We start from the raw sequence: 17,320 nt of genomic DNA, 5'->3' as shown, positions 1-17,320 counted from the left end.
AATAGAAAATGTTTTCAGATGAAAGGAGAATGGTTATGTCTGATAAGAGATTGTATAGGTCATCTACAAATTATATGCTGACAGGAGTATGCGGAGGGATTGCGGAGTATTTCAATATTGATCCTACGCTGGTGAGGCTTGCATGGGTAATCCTTTCCTGCTTTGGAATGGTATGGACCGGAATTGTGGCGTACATTATTGCCTCAATTATAATTCCAAAATAAAGAAAAGCGATAAGAGACAAATATAAAGATACAGAGGCTGCAGTGGGGGAACACTGCAGCCTCTGTATTTTTATGTGTGGTGTGTACTTATGATTGTGTGTGTTTTAGTAAGTGAATAACTGGGTCCAGTAATTGGTACCGGAGGCGTTTTGGTGGTAGCCTACGCCTATTTTTGTGAAGTTTTTGTTGAGGATGTTGGCTCTGTGGCCATCGCTGTTCATCCAGCCGTTCATAACCTGTTCCGGGGTTTTCTGACCCCATGCAATGTTTTCGCCTGAGCCGCGGTAAATGACACCCTGCTGGGTCAGAGCAGTGCTGAAGGAGCTTCCGTCAGGACGGGTGTGTGAGAAGGACTTCTCAATCTCTTTTGCTCTGACCTGAGCGGCAGCCTGGATGGAAGTGTCAGCTGTTACAGGTGACAGGCCAGCTTTGGCACGCTCCTGGTTGACAAGATTTACTACCTGCCGGACAAAACTGGCGTTTTCTGTGTCAGTATCCGGGACACTTGGATTTTCTGGCTGGTTGTTGTCCGGAGTACCCGGATTTTCCGGCTGGCTGCCGTCCGGAGTGCTCGGGTTTTCGGGCTGGTTATTGTCCGGAGTGCCCGGATTTTCTGGCTGGTTGTCATCCGGGACACTTGGGTTTTCCGGCTGGTTGTTGTCCGGAGTATCCGGGTCTCCCGGCTGTCCGATTCCCGGGAGTTCCGGGCAGAGGGATTCCAGCCAGCCGGGGATAGAGCAGTCAATTCCCATGCTTTCCAGCTTTTGCTTTAATTCGTCCAGATTGGAGACATTTCCGGCTACAATGATACCCTTGCCCTGCAGATTTTGCTTTACATCTTCAATGCCGGCAGCCTGCACAGTGGCCGGAGCCATTCCCATGGCGCTGACAACAGCCAGCGCAAGAAAACCTGGTAATATTTTATGTTTCATAGAGACCTCCTTAATTGTTACGAAAATGTTATGTAATTGTTACAAGAACAATAATAACATGATAAGCGAGAGAATGAAACAGGGAACATCTGGAATCCCCAAAGCGCGGCAGACTGACGGAAGTACCTCTGCCGTATAACAACATTTTTTTCAGATATGTTTAAAATGAAAAGAACAGGTCATACTTGAAAGAGACTTTAATTATTTATGAAGGAGTGTGACTTTTCATGAACAAGAAAAACGATGAGAAGATTGACTTAAATAAGATCCCCCGTGAGGAGATGCTGAAATATGAAATCGCAGAGGAACTGGGACTGCTTGATCAGGTTCTGGAGTCGGGCTGGAAGAGCCTTTCTGCCAAGGAGACCGGACGAATCGGCGGCATTATGACAAGAAGAAGACGGGAGAGCAAGAAGACGGACGGTGTATCGTAAAAGCGGTCCGTATTGTAAATGGGGGTTGACTGAACCTTTGCAGAATGGTAACATAAATATGTATAATTCCATAAAACGATCAAGTGCATCCGCACTGGCCGCACAGTGCTGGTGAAAAGGGAATCAGGTGCAAATCCTGAGCGATGCGGTCACTGTAAATGGGAAGCGAAGCCAAAATGCCATTGCATGAAAGTGTGAGAAGGCGGCTAAGCGATGAACCATGAGCCAGGAAACCTGCTTGATGGCAGTAGGGTGAGAACTTCCGTGCAAAGTTTAGAACCTGAATCTTCCATGTGAGATTCTTATTATGGAATGCCGAAAGGCCGAAACCTGAATTTATAGAATTATGCACCAGATTAAACGGCTGGGATTCCTCTGATTTTTATTCCCGGTGTAACCGCACCCTTTTATATAGAAGGAACCGGGATGAAATCAGAGGGATAATATCCCGCATAGGATAGCGTGTATTACGAACAAATGAGGAATAAGTCCGCAGATACGGGCTTATTTTTATTTCTTCACAATTTATTCACTTGACAAAAGAGAACAATGTGATTATGATGGGACGTATGAAAAGGTGATGAGAAAGAGGAGTACATCCCGGAAACTGGCAGAGAGAACGACCCACCGGCTGCAAGGTCGTTTCAGAGGAACGGATGGAAGGTAGCTTTTGAACCGGAGGGCTGAACAGAGTGGTTTGTAAAGGATGAATCAGGAGTAGGCCTTCACGCGTAGTCTGCGTTAACGGACATGAGTGAGAAAAAAAGGTGGTACCGCGGAAGATTTCGCCCTTTACAGTTTATTCTGTAGAGGGCGTTTTTTATTGTAACACAAAACGTCTGCCGGGCAGGATACTCTATGCATACAAAAGGAAGATGGCTGCACGCGGGATTCCATTTCATTTTAAGGAGGAGATTATGAGCAAGGAACTTGCCAAAACTTATGACCCCAAGGGACTGGAAGACAGAATTTACCAGAAATGGCTGGACAACAAATATTTCCACGCCGAAGTAAACAGAGATAAAAAACCATTTACCATTGTGATGCCCCCGCCCAATGTAACAGGACAGCTTCATATGGGACACGCACTGGATGAGACCATGCAGGATATCCTCATCCGATTCAAGAGAATGCAGGGATACGAAGCACTGTGGCAGCCGGGCACGGACCACGCAGCCATTGCCACAGAGGTCAAAGTTATTGAGAAGCTGAAAGAACAGGGCATTGACAAGAACGAGATCGGAAGGGAAGCATTCCTGAAACACGCCTGGGAGTGGAAAGAGGAATACGGCGGCAAGATCATCAACCAGTTGAAAAAGCTGGGCGCCTCCGCTGACTGGGACAGAGAACGTTTCACCATGGATGAGGGCTGTTCCGAGGCTGTACAGGAAGTTTTCATTAAATTATACGAAAAAGGTTACATCTACAAAGGATCCCGTATTATCAACTGGTGTCCGGTATGCCAGACATCCATCTCCGACGCAGAGGTAGAGCATGAGGACCAGGACGGATTTTTCTGGCACATCAATTATCCCATCGCAGGCGAAGATGGCCGTTATGTGGAGATTGCTACCACACGTCCTGAGACACTCCTGGGTGATACGGCTGTTGCTGTCAATCCGGAGGATGAGAGATACAAAGACCTGGTTGGAAAAATGCTGAAGCTGCCGCTCACTGACAGGGAAATTCCGGTTGTGGCAGATGAATATGTAGACAAGGAGTTTGGTACCGGATGCGTGAAGATCACACCGGCACACGACCCCAATGACTTTGAAGTGGGAAAACGCCATAACCTGCCGGAAATCAATATCATGAACGACGATGCCACCATCAATGAGCTGGGCGGCAAATATGCAGGAATGGACCGCTATGAGGCCAGAAAAGCCATGGTCAGAGACCTGGAGGAGCAGGGGCTGCTGGTAAAGGTAGTGCCTCATTCCCACAGTGTGGGAACCCATGACCGCTGCGGCACTACAGTGGAGCCAATGATCAAGCCCCAGTGGTTTGTCAGAATGAAAGAGATGGGAGAGGCTGCCATCAAGACACTGGAAGACGGAAGTCTGCAGTTCGTACCGGACCGTTTTGATAAAATCTATATGCACTGGCTGGAGAATATCCGTGACTGGTGTATTTCCCGCCAGCTCTGGTGGGGACACAGGATCCCTGCTTATTACTGCGACAAATGCGGTGAGGTAGTGGTAACCCGTGACATGCCGGAAGTTTGTCCAAAATGCGGATGTGAGCATCTGACACAGGATGAGGATACCTTAGATACCTGGTTCTCCTCCGCCCTCTGGCCCTTCTCCACACTGGGATGGCCGAAGAAAACGGAAGAGATGGAGTATTTCTATCCCACAGATGTGCTGGTAACAGGCTATGATATTATTTTCTTCTGGGTTATCCGTATGGTATTCTCAGGTCTGGAGCAGACAGGCAGGACACCGTTCCACCATGTTCTCATCCACGGTCTGGTGCGTGATTCCCAGGGCCGCAAGATGAGCAAATCCCTGGGGAACGGCATTGATCCCCTGGAGGTTATTGATAAATACGGCGCTGATGCCCTGCGCCTCACCCTCATGACAGGAAACGCGCCGGGCAATGATATGCGTTTCTACTGGGAGAGAGTGGAAGCCAGCCGCAACTTTGCCAATAAGGTATGGAACGCGTCACGTTTCATAATGATGAACCTGGAAAAAGCGGAGGTTCCCGCTGAGATTGACCTGAATACCCTGACCGGAGCGGATAAGTGGATTCTCTCCAAAGTGAATACACTGGCAGAGGAAGTTACAGAGAATCTGGACAAATACGAGCTGGGCATTGCGGTTCAGAAGGTATACGATTTTATCTGGGAAGAATTCTGTGACTGGTATATTGAGATGGTAAAACCAAGGCTGTATAATGACGAGGACAACACCAAGGCAGCAGCCCTATGGACGCTGAAGACCGTTCTGGGCAATGCGCTGAAGCTTCTGCATCCTTACATGCCCTTTATCACAGAGGAGATCTTCTGCACCCTTCACCCTGAGGAAGAGTCCATCATGATCGCTTCCTGGCCGGTGAAGACAGAGGCATGGAACTTCACAGAGGATGAGCGCGCGGTTGAGATCATCAAGGAAGCTGTAAGAAGCATCCGGAATGTTCGTACCGATATGAATGTACCACCAAGTAAAAAGGCGAAAGTATACGTGGTATCAGAGGAGGAGGAAATCCGTCAGGTCTTTGAGAACGGAAAAGTCTTCTTCGCAGCTCTGGGATATGCCAGCGAAGTGACCATCCAGGCCGACAAGACGGGAATTGCGGATGACGCTGTCTCTGCGGTAACTTCAAAGGCAGTCATCTACATGCCTTTTGCGGAGCTGGTGGATATCGAGAAGGAAATTGAGCGTCTGAACAAAGAGGCCGAACGCCTGAACAAAGAGCTTGCCCGTGTAAACGGAATGCTGAGCAATGAACGGTTCCTGAGCAAAGCTCCCGAGAGCAAGGTGGCTGAGGAGAAGGCCAAACTTGAAAAATACACAAATATGATGGAACAGGTAAAGGAAAGGCTTGCACAGCTTGGCAGATAACTGCGCAGGCTATAGGAGAGTTAAATATATGAATGAGAAGTGGTTAAAATATCTGAACCGGCTTTCTCTGCCGATTCAGATGGTAGTGGTTATGATGGGGTATTTTGTGATAGAAGCAATCTCCAGACATTCCGTCCGCGAAGCATACACGTATATGACGGAAAGGCCTCTGGTGTTTCTCTACAATTCCTTTCTGATCTTCACTACCACACTGTTAGTTTATCTGGTGCGCCGGAGGGTTTTTATGAGAACCCTTCTGGCTATCTTCTGGCTGGTACTGGGAATTATCAACGGCGTGCTTCTGGCAAACCGTGTCACTCCCTTCACCGGGCCAGATCTGCACCTGATCACAGATGCGTTTAAGATCGCCAATAAGTATCTGTCACCTGTCTTTTTTGTGATCGTGATCATATTGGCAGCAGCGGCGCTCATTGGACTGGTATTTCTGTTTTTGAAGGGACCGAAGTATCAGGGAAAAATGACATACAAACTCAATATCCCTCTGGTGCTGGCCGGGGTGCTGGCATTTGCCGGAACAACCAAGCTGGCACTGGAGAAGAGGGTATTGTCCAACTATTTCGGAAATATTGCGTTTGCCTATGAAGACTATGGATATCCTTACTGTCTGGCAACCACCATATTTAACACAGGCATCAGCTGTCCAAGGGATTACTCTGAGGCATCCATCAAAAGAATCGAGAAGAGTGAGAGCGGCCTTGCCGAGACGGGAGAAAAACGTCCCAATATTATTTTCCTGCAGCTTGAGTCCTTCTTTGATCCTACGCTGGTGAACTTCCTGAAGATTTCTGAGGACCCGATTCCAACCTTCAGGAAACTGATGAAGGAATATTCCTCAGGCTACTACAAGGTGCCCAGTGTAGGCGCGGGAACAGCCAATACGGAGTTTGAATCCATCACGGGCATGAGCCTGCGCTATTTCGGACCGGGGGAATACCCCTACAAGAGTATCTTAAAAGAGACCACCTGTGAGAGCGCGCCCTATGTGTTAAAGAATCTGGGATACAGCACCCATGCCATACACAACAATGAGGCAAACTTTTACGGCAGAAGGAATGTATTCGCCAATCTGGGATTTGACAGTTTTACCTCAGAGGAATACATGTCAGAGCAGGATGACACTAATCCAAATGACTGGATGCGCGACAGGAACCTGACAAAATATATTATGGAAGCACTGGAATCATCCGACGACCCGGATTACATTTACACCATATCCGTACAGGGCCATGGGGATTATCCGGAGGAGCCTATGATCGATGACCCCAAGATCACCGTCACCGGCGGAGAGTCTGACGCTGTCAATAATAAATGGGAGTATTACTGCAACCAGATTTATGAGATGGACCAGTTTGTCAAGCAGCTTACGGAAACCCTGGCCGAATATGATGAGGACGTTGTGCTTGTCATGTACGGTGACCACCTTCCGACCATGGGTCTGAAGGTCAAGGATGTGAAGAACCGCTATCTGTTCCAGACAGAGTATGTGATCTGGGACAATATGGGGCTTGAGAAGAAGGATGCCAATGTGGCAGCCTACCAGATGGCAGCAGAGGTGATGGACCGTGTGGGAATCCATGAGGGAAATATTTTCCGCTTCCATCAGGCCAGAAGGCAGACGAAAAATTACCAGGTGGATCTGGAAACCCTCCAGTATGATATCCTGTATGGAAAACAGTATGTCTACGACGGTGAGAATCCTTTTGAACGGACAGAGATGCATCTGGGAGTAAAAGACGCTGTGCTTGATAAGATTGAGAAGATCTCAGACGGCAGGTATTATATCACCGGTGAGAACTTCACCCAGTCCGCGTATGTGGAGGTGAACGGTGAACTTCTGGAAACCACCTATATCAGCCCAACCACACTTCTGCTGAATGATGTGGAGTTAAAAGACGGGGATGAGGTGGATGTAGCGATCCGAAGCAACAGTTCCACCCGCAAGGTGCTTACCAGAACCGACAGTATTATCTACAAAGTGCCTGTGGAGCCGCTGACTCCGGAGGTACCGCCTCTGGACGATGAGAACAAAGAAGGCGGGGCGGACACCATTGACCCGAATGCGGCGAACAAAGAAGGCGGCGCCGCCGGGAATCCCATAGGGGAAGAAAATAACACCGGGACAGCCGCCGGAGAAGGGCCGATAGAGGTACCTGATGTGGAAAACCCGGTCCAGAATTAAAAACTTTTAAAAGAACCGACATAATTTGCTTGCATATTGTCACCACTTCATTATAATGATAAGTGACCTGTTACAATCCGGCGGCTACTGTCCGGACTGCAGCAGACGGTCTTGTCCTTATAAGGGGAAGTGGTGACTTTCCTATATAGATAAGGCTTACCAAAGACGGAAAGAAGGAAAACGCTTTTGTTTACTTATGAAAAAGCAGCAGCATACATTGAAGAAATTCCAAAATTTACAACGAAAAATAAACTGGAACACACCAGGAAATGCCTGGACATGCTGGGCAGTCCCGATAAAAATAGAAAGATAATCCATGTGGCAGGAACCAACGGAAAGGGAAGCGTCTGCGCTTTTCTGTCCACCATGCTGGAGGAAGGCGGTTACAGATGCGGACTTTTTACATCCCCGCACCTGATGAAGATCAATGAGAGATTCCAGATCAATGAACAGATGGTTTCAGATGAAAAATTTCTGGAGGCTTTTCTGAAGGTGAAGGAGCTTTCCGACCGCCTTGTGGAGCAGGGGGATTACCATCCCACATATTTTGAGTTCCTGTTTCTCATGGGAATGCTGATTTTTGAAGATGAGGATGTGGATATTGTTGTACTTGAGACAGGCCTTGGGGGAAGACTTGACGCTACCAACTCCATTTTGAATCCATTAGCCTGTGTCATCACATCCATCAGTCTGGACCATGTGGAATATCTGGGAGATACCATCGACAAGATAGCCGGGGAGAAGGCTGGCATAATCAAGAAGGGTGTGCCGGTCATCTTTGACGCGAACAACGAGACAGCAGCCGCTGTGATCCGCAGCCGGGCGGAGGAGCTTGGATGTCCCGCCCATGAGGTGAGGGCAGAAAGCCAGAAGCTTTTATCCTACACGCCAAAAGGAATCGGTTTTACTTTTGATTCCGCTGTTTACGGGACGACAGAGCTGTTTGTTCCGTTTATTGCAAAATACCAGATGATGAATGCCTCACTGGCAGTGGAGACAATGGGTGTCCTCAGGGAAAACCACGGGATAGGAAAGGAAACTTTGAAAAAGGGCCTTGAACATACCAAATGGCAGGGCAGAATGGAGACCATACTTCCGGGAGTGATCGTGGACGGTGCCCACAATGAGGACGGGGTTGCCCAGTTTGTGGAGACAGTCCGGCATTTTCAGGAGGAGTTTTCCATAACGCTTTTGTTTGCCACTGTTTCGGATAAGGACTATGAGGATATGATTCGCAGAGTCTGCAGCGGACTCAGATTTGCCAATGTGGTGACAACAGAGATATGGGGCAGCAGGAAGCAGTCATCAGAAGAGCTGGCAGAGCTGTTCCGGGCAAACGGATGCAGCAGTGTAATGGCAGTGCCGGATTCGGGAGAGGCATTTGAGAAGGCATACGCCCTGAAGGGGGACGGCCTGATGTTCGTTGTGGGTTCCTTGTATCTTGCCGGGGAGATAAAGGATTACGTTAGGAGGAGAATGAATGATTAATTACGAGGAAGAACTGAAGAAATTCCAGCCGTGCCTGGATGTGGATGATGCGGAAGGCAACATCTACAAACAGGATCTGACGGATGTGATCGATATTTTGAAGGAAATGCTGAAAGAAACCAATGGAACGGCTAAGAATTAGGGAGAAGACAGATGAATTGTATGATATGCCAAGCACAGCTCAACACTTCACCTTACTGCCCAAAGTGCGGGTGTAATGTGACCGCCCAGAAAAAGGCAGTGGCACTGTCCAATCTCTACTACAATCAGGGGCTGGAGAAGGCACAGATCCGTGACCTGTCCGGAGCCATCACCTGCCTGAAACGAAGCCTGAAGATGAACAAATGCAATATCCAGGCCAGAAACCTTCTGGGTCTGGTGTATTTTGAGACCGGAGAGGTAGTGGCAGCTCTAAGTGAATGGGTCATCAGCAAGAACATTATGCCGGACGGCAATGTGGCTTCAGATTACATCAACAAGCTGCAGAGCAATGCCAACCGGCTGGACACCATCAATACCAGCATCAAGAAATATAACCAGTGTCTCGCATACTGCCGTACCGGAAATCTGGATATGGCTAAGATGCAGCTTAAGAAGGTGCTGACCAGCAATCCAAAGCTGATCAAGGGTTATCATCTGCTCTCTCTGATCTATATAAAGGAAGAAGCATATGAAAAGGCCAGAAAACAGCTTAAAATTGCGGCGAAGATAGACAAGACCAACACCACCACTCTGCGTTTTCTGCGGGAGGTGGATGACCAGACCGGTAGAATGACCAGTCTGGAGCCAAGATTCAGGGCAAAGGAAAAGAATCGTGAGGAAAAAGACGGGCGTGTGATCTACAACTCAGGCAATGACACCATCATTCAGCCCCCGGAATACAGGGAGAGGACCGTGACCAATACGCTGATCAATCTGATCATCGGCCTGCTGGTGGGGGCCTCTGCGCTCTGGTTCCTCATCGTTCCGGCCAAGACGCAGAAGATCAACAATGAGGCCAACAAGAAGATCGTGGAATACAGTGACAAGGTAGCCACCCAGGCAGCGGAGATAGACAGGATGCAGCAGGAGATTGACGCTTCCTCCCAGTCGGTGAACACGGCCAATGAGCAGATCGCCCAGGCCAACACCAAATCGGAGAGCTATGATAACCTGATCAAAGCCTGGCAGGCATACAACAGCGGTAACTACCAGAATGCAGCCAACGCTCTGGAGAGTGTGGATGCATCCCAGTTGTCTGTGGATGCCAAGGCCATGTATGATACCATCATGAACGAGATTGGTGAAACCGTTAAAGCGGGATATAAGAGCACAGGCATCACGGCGTATGAAGGACAGGATTATGCCGCTGCCATTGACAATCTGCTGAAGGCACAGGAGATAGGAAATCCGGATTATGACTCCATGTTCTATCTGGCCCAGTCTTACCAGAAGAGCGGGGACAACGCCAATGCCATTGTCTGGTATCAGAAGATCATAGACGCATTTCCGGGTACCAGCTATGCCAGCGACGCAAAGGATTATATGACTGCCATCGGCGGAACACCCACAGGGCAGGACGGCGGCGGGGATGGTTCCCAGGCACCGGCTGACCAGGGGGAGCCTCAGGATGACACCGGAGGAGAGACAGATGAGGGCCAGGATAACGGCGGCGGTGAGGACGGATTGGATTCCGGAAATACAGATGGAAACCAGGACGACAATAATGGTGACAACAATGGCGATGACAACAGCGGCGATGACAACAACGGTGAAGGTGACGGCCAGGATAACTTGGATGACACCGGAGAAGAATAACCTAAGAGAAACCTTGAAGGAAAGGGTGTGCATAAGCGTATGCACATCCTTTTGTTGTCCGCAGAAAAATATGGGATTTCTGCAGGCAGCAGCAGCCGAATGGGATGCATTGGAATAGTAAGGGGAAATGAGTATGGAAGATGTGTTAAAAAAGAGGGGCAACTGCCTGATGGTATATGTACCACAGGAGCTGGACCATCATTTTGCCAGCCAGATCACCGATGAAGTGGACAGGGAGCTGAAGAAGGGGAATGTCCGTCAGCTTGTCTTTGATTTTTCCGGCACTACATTTATGGACAGTTCCGGAATCGGTATGCTTATGGGAAGATACCGCCTTCTGCATTACAGCGGAGGCAGGGTGTCGGCAATCCATGTAAATGACAGGGTAAACCGGATCATGCGCCTGTCAGGGATCTACAAATATATTGAAATCAGCCAGGAAGCTGTCTGGCACCAGAAAAGAAGGTAAGGGGGAAGGTAGATATGGAGAATACCAATGAAATGACATTGGAGATGGACAGCCGTTCCTGCAACGAAGGGCTGGCACGGATCACGGTGGCAGCATTTGCCACCCAGTTAAATCCCACACTTGAGGAGGTAGCAGATATTAAGACTGCTGTCTCTGAGGCGATCACAAACTGTATTGTACATGCTTATGAGAAGGAGACGGAGAAAATCAGGATAGACTGTACCATCTGCGGCAGGGAACTTACCGTGGCTGTGACAGACCACGGGCGGGGGATTGAGAATGTGGAGAGGGCCATGGAACCCATGTTCACCACAAAGCCGGAGCAGGACCGATCAGGCATGGGCTTTGCCTTTATGGAGGCTTTTATGGATATGCTGGAAGTGGAATCTGAGCCGGGAAAGGGCACTGTCGTCCGGATGAAGAAAAAAATCGGAACCGGAAGTCAGGTTTTTGAGTAAAAGGAGGCTGTATGGAGGATATCCTTGCCCTTATCGGGCGTGCGCACCAGGGAGATAAGGAAGCAAGAGATACGTTGGTAGAGAAAAATATTGGTCTGGTACACAGCATTGTCAGGCGCTTTTTAAACCGCGGCGTGGAGGCAGAGGATCTGTTCCAGATAGGGAGCATTGGCCTGTTGAAAGCCATTGACAAATTCGATACTTCCTATGATGTGAAATTCTCCACTTATGCGGTCCCCATGATCACAGGGGAGATCAAACGCTTTTTAAGGGATGACGGCATGATGAAGGTGAGCCGTTCCTTAAAGGAGATATGCTGCAGAGCCTACACAGCCAGAGAGGAACTGATGATGGAGAACGGGAAAGAGCCGGAGATGGACGAGATTGCGGAGCGTATTGCAGTGACCAGAGAGGAACTGGTGCTGGCAATGGAGTCCGGGGCACAGATCGAGTCCCTGCAGAAGACCATATACCAGGGCGACGGCACGGATATTTCTCTAGAAGACAAGATTGAGGAGCAGCGCAATGACCAGGAACATCTGTTAAACCGTATGATGCTGGAGCAGATGCTGGGAACGCTGGACCCTGAGGAGAGAAAACTGATCTACATGCGTTTCTTCCAGGAGAAGACCCAGACCCAGATTGCGGGAGAGCTGGGAATATCCCAGGTACAGGTGTCCAGGCTGGAGAAAAAAATATTGAGCCGCCTGCGGGAAAAGCTTTGATTTATGGCACGGCAAGTGTGCTGTTTTAAGAATAGTTTGCACAGGAAAATGTCATACTATCCCTGTAATCGTAATTGCAGTCAGGAGGATTTCGTCCGGCTGTCTATGTTCAAAGGAGATATTTACATGAGTGATGTTTTATATGTGCAGACAGAGAAAAATGTGGAGGTACATCAGCCGGAGGTCTACCTGCAGGATGTGGCAAAGCTTTCCTCCAGCAGTACCAGTGTACTGAACAGGAACCGGGTGAGAAAGGTATTCACCGTTCCGGACGGTAAGCCGGGGCGCTATGTGGTATCTGCCCTGGAGCTGGTGGAGGCGATCCAGGATAAGGAACAGAGTGTGGATGTGACGCATATCGGTGAGGCGAATTTTGTCATTACCTATGAAACGCAGAAGCATGGGCATGTGCTGTGGAGCTGGATGAAGACGGCTCTGGTGTGCTTTCTTACATTTTTCGGAGGGGCTTTTTCCATTATGACGTTTAATATGGATGTGGATACATCCGGACTGTTTTTTCAGCTTTACAAGCAGCTCACAGGCAATATTTCCACGGGGCACACCATTTTGGAATTTACCTATTCCCTGGGAATCGGCCTTGGCGTTATATTTTTCTTCAATCATTTCGGACATGGAAAGATCACGCAGGACCCTACTCCTATGGAAGTACAGATGCGTGTCTATGAGGATGATGTAGATAAGACTCTGATCGAGAAGAAGAACAGGAAGGAGAAGAGTTAAGATGTGGGTGAATGAAGTGATCGCTGCCATTGTAGGCTTAAGCGGCGGTATGGTTGTAGCCACTGCGCTGGCTGCTTTTATCATCGGGCTGGGTATCATTCCCCGGTATGCGGGTGTTACCCATACGGGCCATAATCTGCTCCTCTATGAGGACGCTCTGATCCTGGGGACCTTTCTGGGAAATATTTTATACCTGTATCAGTTCCATGTGCCTTTCGGACACTGGGGACTGGCTGTCATCGGCATATTCTTCGGCATGTTCCTGGGAAGCTGGATCATTGCTTTGGGTGAAGTGGTGAATGTATTCGCTATTATGGCAAGGCGGATCGGCCTTACAAAGGGTGTGGGGCTTGTGGTGCTGTCCATTGCCATCGGTAAGACACTGGGAAGCCTGATCCAGTTTTTCCTTATGACGTGACAAGTGCTCCTTGTGGGCAGAATCAGGGCTGTGTTATACTGTTAACATGAAAACAGACAGCCTTTGGGCAGGTTACACAGCCCGGGGATATTTTCTTCCCGGGCAGGCTGTATTCCTTTTGCGGGAAGAGGCAGCAGGACGGCTGTAGTGACAGACGGGATGGGAAGATGAAGAACAGCAGATTATTTGAGATATTATACATACTGATGGAGCACCGCGGGATCACTGCCGGGGAATTGTCTGCAAGGCTTGAGGTATCGGTACGTACCATATACCGGGACCTGGACACGCTCTCCGCAGCGGGAATACCGGTTTATACAGAGAGAGGGCACGGCGGGGGAATCCGGCTGATGGAGCATTTCCAGCTTGACAGGACGCTGCTGGGCGAGGAGGAGCAGGAGCACATTATGACGGCTCTTCAAAGTCTGGATGCTGTGGGAGCGGCGGACTCGCGAAGTCTGCTCTCCCAGCTTGCCGGACTGTTCGGAAGACAGACGGTGGACTGGCTGGAGGTGGATTTTGAGACATGGGGCGCGGGAAAGCTGGAGAAGAAGTATTTTGAACTCTGTAAATATGCAATTCTGCACCGCCGCCTTCTGACCTTCCGGTATTATAATTCCTCCGGTATTAAGAGCAGAAGAACGGTGGAGCCGCTGCGCCTATGCTTTAAGGGCGGCCACTGGTATCTGTCCGGCTACTGCAGGAATAAGCAGGCATTCCGCCTGTTCCGCCTGAACCGGGTCCGGGAGCTGGAGATGGAGGAGGAACAGTTCCAGGCAAGACAGATGCCCGGGGAAAAGGACGCGGGCGGGGATATGTCAGAGGATATGACAGCGGTCAGACTCAGGTTTACGGAGGCAGCGGGCTATCAGGTGCTGGACTTTTTTGCTGAGGAGGATATTGTCCGCCAAAAGGACGGTGGCTTTGAGGTGAAGACTGCTTTTTCACCTGGCAGGTGGCTGACCGGTTTTATTTTATCCTTCGGCGCGGATGCCAGGGTCCTGGAGCCGGAATGGCTGAGAGTGCAGATCGAAAAGGAGGCGGAAAAGATTCGGGAACTTTACCGTATATGACATAAGGTGTCATATTAGATATCGTATCCTGTAAGAAAAACAGGAGGACAGATATCATGGAAGATAAAAAATTCTGCCAGAGCTGCGGCATGCCTATGGAGAAGGAAGAAGATTTCGGAACGGAAAGGGACGGCAGCAGAAATGAGGATTATTGCTGTTACTGCTATAAGAACGGCAGCTTTACCGGTGATATGACAATGGAGGATATGATTCGGTTTAACCTGAAGTTTAATGAGGAAAACGGAAATCCTTTCGGTACGCAGGAGGAAGCAGAAAAAATGATGAAATCCTGGTTCCCCACACTGAAGAGGTGGAAACAGTCTTAGAAGATGCCTGAAAGTTCATTTCGGCAAACTGTGACGCACAGCCTGCCGAATGCAGTTTGAAACACATGCCGGAGGAGGAATACGATATGCTGGAACTGCCGGAGAGCCGAACCATAGCAAAGCAGATAACAGATAACCTGAAAGGAAAGACTATTGACTATGTCACAGCAGGCCATACGCCCCATAAGTTTGCGTTCTTTCACGGAGACAAAGAAAATTATGATGAGATGCTCCAGGGGCAGTCCATTGTAAAGGCTGTGAACCGGGGCGGCATGATTGAGATTGATACGGAAGACTGTATGATCCTGCTTTTCGACGGCGCCTATCCGAAATACTGTGAAAAGAAGGCAGAGTTCCCGAAAAGGCATCAGTTTTTTGCGGCCTTTGACGACGATACGGCCCTGTCCGTGTCGGTGCAGATGTATGCGTTTATCGGAGTATATCCGCTGGGAAAATGCAGTGATGAATATTATATTTCGTCTGTCAGCAAGTGTACGCCTTTGGAGGAGGGATTTACTTACGAGTATTTCCGGAGTTTGTACCCGGATACCCAAAAAAAGGTGACAGCCAAAGCATTTCTGGCAACCGAGCAGCGCATACCCGGCCTTGGAAACGGTGTGCTGCAGGACATTCTGTGGAATGCAGGCATTGACCCCAGGTTTGACATGCGGGAGGCGGAGGAAGAAGATTTTGTGAATCTCTACAAATCTGTTACCGAAACACTGAAAAAGATGTGTGATGAGGGGGGCAGAGATACAGAGCGGGATTTATTCGGAAACAAAGGCGGGTACATAACCCAGCTCTCCAAAAACTCTCTGCACCAGCCGTGCATGCGGTGCGGTGGGGAAATAAAAAGGGCGGCGTATATGGGCGGGAATGTATATTTCTGCGAGAAATGCCAGAAGAGATAGAAAAGGCTCCACGGTTAGTCCGTGGGGCCTTTTCTGCATATGCGGCCAGAGGCCCGGAGTAGAAAAGTTTACAAATTTCAAGAGATATTTCACTATACAGCCCCATCTGTTTTTGATAGGATGGACACATAAGAAAAATCACAGGAGGACTTTAAAAATGGAGAACCCGGGAATCATAGAAGAACTGATAAAGGAAGCAGAACTCAAGTGCAGGGAGGAACCGTACCTGGCAGAGGTGTTTCGCAATTGCTTTACCAACACCCTGAACACAACGGTGAGGGAGATGGAGGACGGCACCACCCATGTGATCACAGGCGATATTCCGGCTATGTGGCTGCGGGATTCCACTGCGCAGCTCCGCCCGTATCTGTTGGCTGCCGGGAAGGATGAGAAGCTGACACAGGTGATCGCAGGGCTTGTGAAGAGGCAGTTTCGCTGCATATTGACAGAGCCTTACGCCAATGCGTTTAATGAGACAGACAACGGGAACTGCTGGGAGAAGGATTTCCCGGATCAGAACCCATGGGTATGGGAAATGAAATTCGAGGTGGATTCCCTGTGTTATCCCGTCCAGCTTGCCTACCTGCTCTGGAAGAATACGGGATATACCGCGCATTTTGATGATACCTTTCTGACAGGGATAAAAACTATCATGGATGTGTTTGAACGGGAACAGTATCATGAGTCCAGGTCACAGTACCGTTTCCAGCGGAAAAATGCCATTCACACAGATACACTGTCAAGGGATGGAAAGGGCGCTCTGGTAAAAGAGGGCTGCGGTCTGATCTGGTCAGGATTCCGCCCAAGTGACGATGCATGTACCTATGGTTATCTGATACCGTCCAACATGTTTGCCTGTGTTATTTTAGGATACATGTCTGAAATCTGCCGGGAAATCCTTCATGAGGAGGCAGCAGCACAGCGGGCAGAACGCCTTCGGGAGGAGATAACAGCGGGAATCGAGACATACGGAATTGCCAGGACAGCGGAATTCGGTGAGATCTATGCCTATGAGACGGACGGCTTCGGGCAGTATAATCTCATGGATGATGCCAATGTGCCCAGCCTTTTATCCATGGAATATCTGGGCTACATACCGAGACGCCGTGACGTGGCGGAAAACACAAGGAGATTTCTGCTGAGTGAGGCCAATCCTTACTATTATAAAGGGGACAGGCTGTCCGGCATCGGAAGTCCCCATACACCATCCAGATATGTATGGCACATTGCTGCAGCCATGGAGGGGCTGACTGCGGAAAAAGAGGAGGAGAAACTTCAGGTACTCAGACGCCTTGCGGGGACAGACGGTGGAAAAGGTATGATGCACGAGGGTGTCTTTGTGGATAACCCTGAGATTTTCACAAGAGAATGGTTTTCCTGGGCCAATGCCATGTACAGTGAACTGATGCTGGACTTTCTGGGATACCGGGTAAAGCGGTAAGCGCGCACCGGAATACCGCACTAGAATTTGTACAGTTAACCTAGAAAAAGGGAAATTGTTATTTCCTGTAAAACATGTAAAATAAAAATAACGAAGCGTGCTGCTGGCTGCAGAGCT

At 49.2% G+C, this 17,320-nt stretch carries 17 protein-coding genes, 1 riboswitch and 1 other annotated feature; of the genes, 16 read left to right on the top strand and 1 reads right to left on the bottom strand.

Annotated elements, in window-relative coordinates; translation table 11 throughout:
- Positions 1-35 precede the first annotated feature (35 nt).
- Positions 36-224, top strand: a complete 189-nt coding sequence (locus V8Q34_RS23890) for a PspC domain-containing protein (RefSeq protein ID WP_033139214.1) — start codon at positions 36-38, stop codon at positions 222-224.
- A 104-nt stretch (positions 225-328) separates the two neighbouring features.
- On the opposite strand, the gene V8Q34_RS23885 is transcribed toward V8Q34_RS23890, so the two are convergent.
- A complete protein-coding gene (locus V8Q34_RS23885; RefSeq protein ID WP_335836461.1) occupies positions 329-1,156 on the bottom strand; it encodes a CAP domain-containing protein in 828 nt (275 codons plus the stop codon).
- 227 nt (positions 1,157-1,383) lie between these two features.
- Between V8Q34_RS23885 and V8Q34_RS23880 the strand changes: the two genes are divergently transcribed.
- The 15 genes from V8Q34_RS23880 (at position 1,384) to V8Q34_RS23810 (ending at position 17,203) form a co-directional block, all read left to right on the top strand.
- Complete coding sequence (locus V8Q34_RS23880) at positions 1,384-1,590, top strand: small, acid-soluble spore protein, alpha/beta type (protein ID WP_148392861.1); 207 nt, start codon at positions 1,384-1,386, stop codon at positions 1,588-1,590.
- 64 nt (positions 1,591-1,654) lie between these two features.
- Positions 1,655-1,846, top strand: a riboswitch (cobalamin riboswitch).
- Positions 1,847-2,161: 315 nt separating this feature from the next.
- Positions 2,162-2,386, top strand: a binding site (T-box leader).
- A 121-nt stretch (positions 2,387-2,507) separates the two neighbouring features.
- Positions 2,508-5,156, top strand: coding sequence for a valine--tRNA ligase (locus V8Q34_RS23875; RefSeq protein ID WP_335836460.1), 2,649 nt, complete (start codon positions 2,508-2,510; stop codon positions 5,154-5,156).
- 28 nt (positions 5,157-5,184) lie between these two features.
- Positions 5,185-7,356: an LTA synthase family protein gene (locus tag V8Q34_RS23870; RefSeq protein ID WP_033139225.1), complete on the top strand. Its 2,172-nt coding sequence runs from the start codon at positions 5,185-5,187 to the stop codon at positions 7,354-7,356.
- 186 nt (positions 7,357-7,542) lie between these two features.
- A complete protein-coding gene (locus V8Q34_RS23865) occupies positions 7,543-8,844 on the top strand; it encodes a bifunctional folylpolyglutamate synthase/dihydrofolate synthase (RefSeq protein WP_148392864.1) in 1,302 nt (433 codons plus the stop codon).
- On the top strand, positions 8,837-8,986 hold the full coding sequence (locus tag V8Q34_RS23860; protein WP_018597822.1) for a hypothetical protein: 150 nt from the start codon (positions 8,837-8,839) through the stop codon (positions 8,984-8,986). Before V8Q34_RS23865 ends, V8Q34_RS23860 begins: the two co-directional genes overlap by 8 nt.
- Before the next feature lie 11 nt (positions 8,987-8,997).
- Positions 8,998-10,641: a tetratricopeptide repeat protein gene (locus V8Q34_RS23855; RefSeq protein ID WP_335836459.1), complete on the top strand. Its 1,644-nt coding sequence runs from the start codon at positions 8,998-9,000 to the stop codon at positions 10,639-10,641.
- Between the two features lie 133 nt (positions 10,642-10,774).
- A complete protein-coding gene (locus V8Q34_RS23850) occupies positions 10,775-11,110 on the top strand; it encodes an STAS domain-containing protein (protein WP_033139228.1) in 336 nt (111 codons plus the stop codon).
- 14 nt (positions 11,111-11,124) lie between these two features.
- Positions 11,125-11,568, top strand: a complete 444-nt coding sequence (gene spoIIAB / locus V8Q34_RS23845) for an anti-sigma F factor (protein ID WP_335836458.1) — start codon at positions 11,125-11,127, stop codon at positions 11,566-11,568.
- 11 nt (positions 11,569-11,579) lie between these two features.
- Positions 11,580-12,293 carry a SigF/SigG family RNA polymerase sporulation sigma factor gene (locus tag V8Q34_RS23840; RefSeq protein WP_033139230.1) on the top strand — a complete coding sequence of 238 codons (714 nt, stop codon included), beginning with the start codon at positions 11,580-11,582 and terminating at the stop codon, positions 12,291-12,293.
- A gap of 126 nt (positions 12,294-12,419) precedes the next feature.
- Positions 12,420-13,034, top strand: a complete 615-nt coding sequence (locus tag V8Q34_RS23835; RefSeq protein ID WP_033139261.1) for a stage V sporulation protein AA — start codon at positions 12,420-12,422, stop codon at positions 13,032-13,034.
- A gap of 1 nt (position 13,035) precedes the next feature.
- Positions 13,036-13,452: a stage V sporulation protein AB gene (locus V8Q34_RS23830; protein ID WP_033139231.1), complete on the top strand. Its 417-nt coding sequence runs from the start codon at positions 13,036-13,038 to the stop codon at positions 13,450-13,452.
- Positions 13,453-13,619: 167 nt separating this feature from the next.
- On the top strand, positions 13,620-14,525 hold the full coding sequence (locus V8Q34_RS23825) for a helix-turn-helix transcriptional regulator (RefSeq protein ID WP_335836457.1): 906 nt from the start codon (positions 13,620-13,622) through the stop codon (positions 14,523-14,525).
- Between the two features lie 56 nt (positions 14,526-14,581).
- On the top strand, positions 14,582-14,851 hold the full coding sequence (locus V8Q34_RS23820) for a zinc ribbon domain-containing protein (RefSeq protein WP_335836456.1): 270 nt from the start codon (positions 14,582-14,584) through the stop codon (positions 14,849-14,851).
- Positions 14,852-14,937: 86 nt separating this feature from the next.
- A complete protein-coding gene (locus V8Q34_RS23815) occupies positions 14,938-15,762 on the top strand; it encodes a DNA-formamidopyrimidine glycosylase family protein (RefSeq protein WP_103731952.1) in 825 nt (274 codons plus the stop codon).
- A 157-nt stretch (positions 15,763-15,919) separates the two neighbouring features.
- Entirely contained in the window at positions 15,920-17,203 is a 1,284-nt protein-coding gene (locus V8Q34_RS23810; protein WP_103731953.1) for a glycoside hydrolase family 125 protein, read from the top strand.
- The last annotated feature ends 117 nt before the right edge of the window (positions 17,204-17,320 follow it).

Origin of the sequence: Blautia sp. JLR.GB0024, assembly GCF_037000545.1 — a bacterium.
In the GTDB taxonomy this organism is placed as follows: Bacteria; Bacillota; Clostridia; order Lachnospirales; family Lachnospiraceae; genus Blautia; species Blautia celeris.
This window is presented reverse-complemented; position numbering and strand designations above follow the sequence as displayed.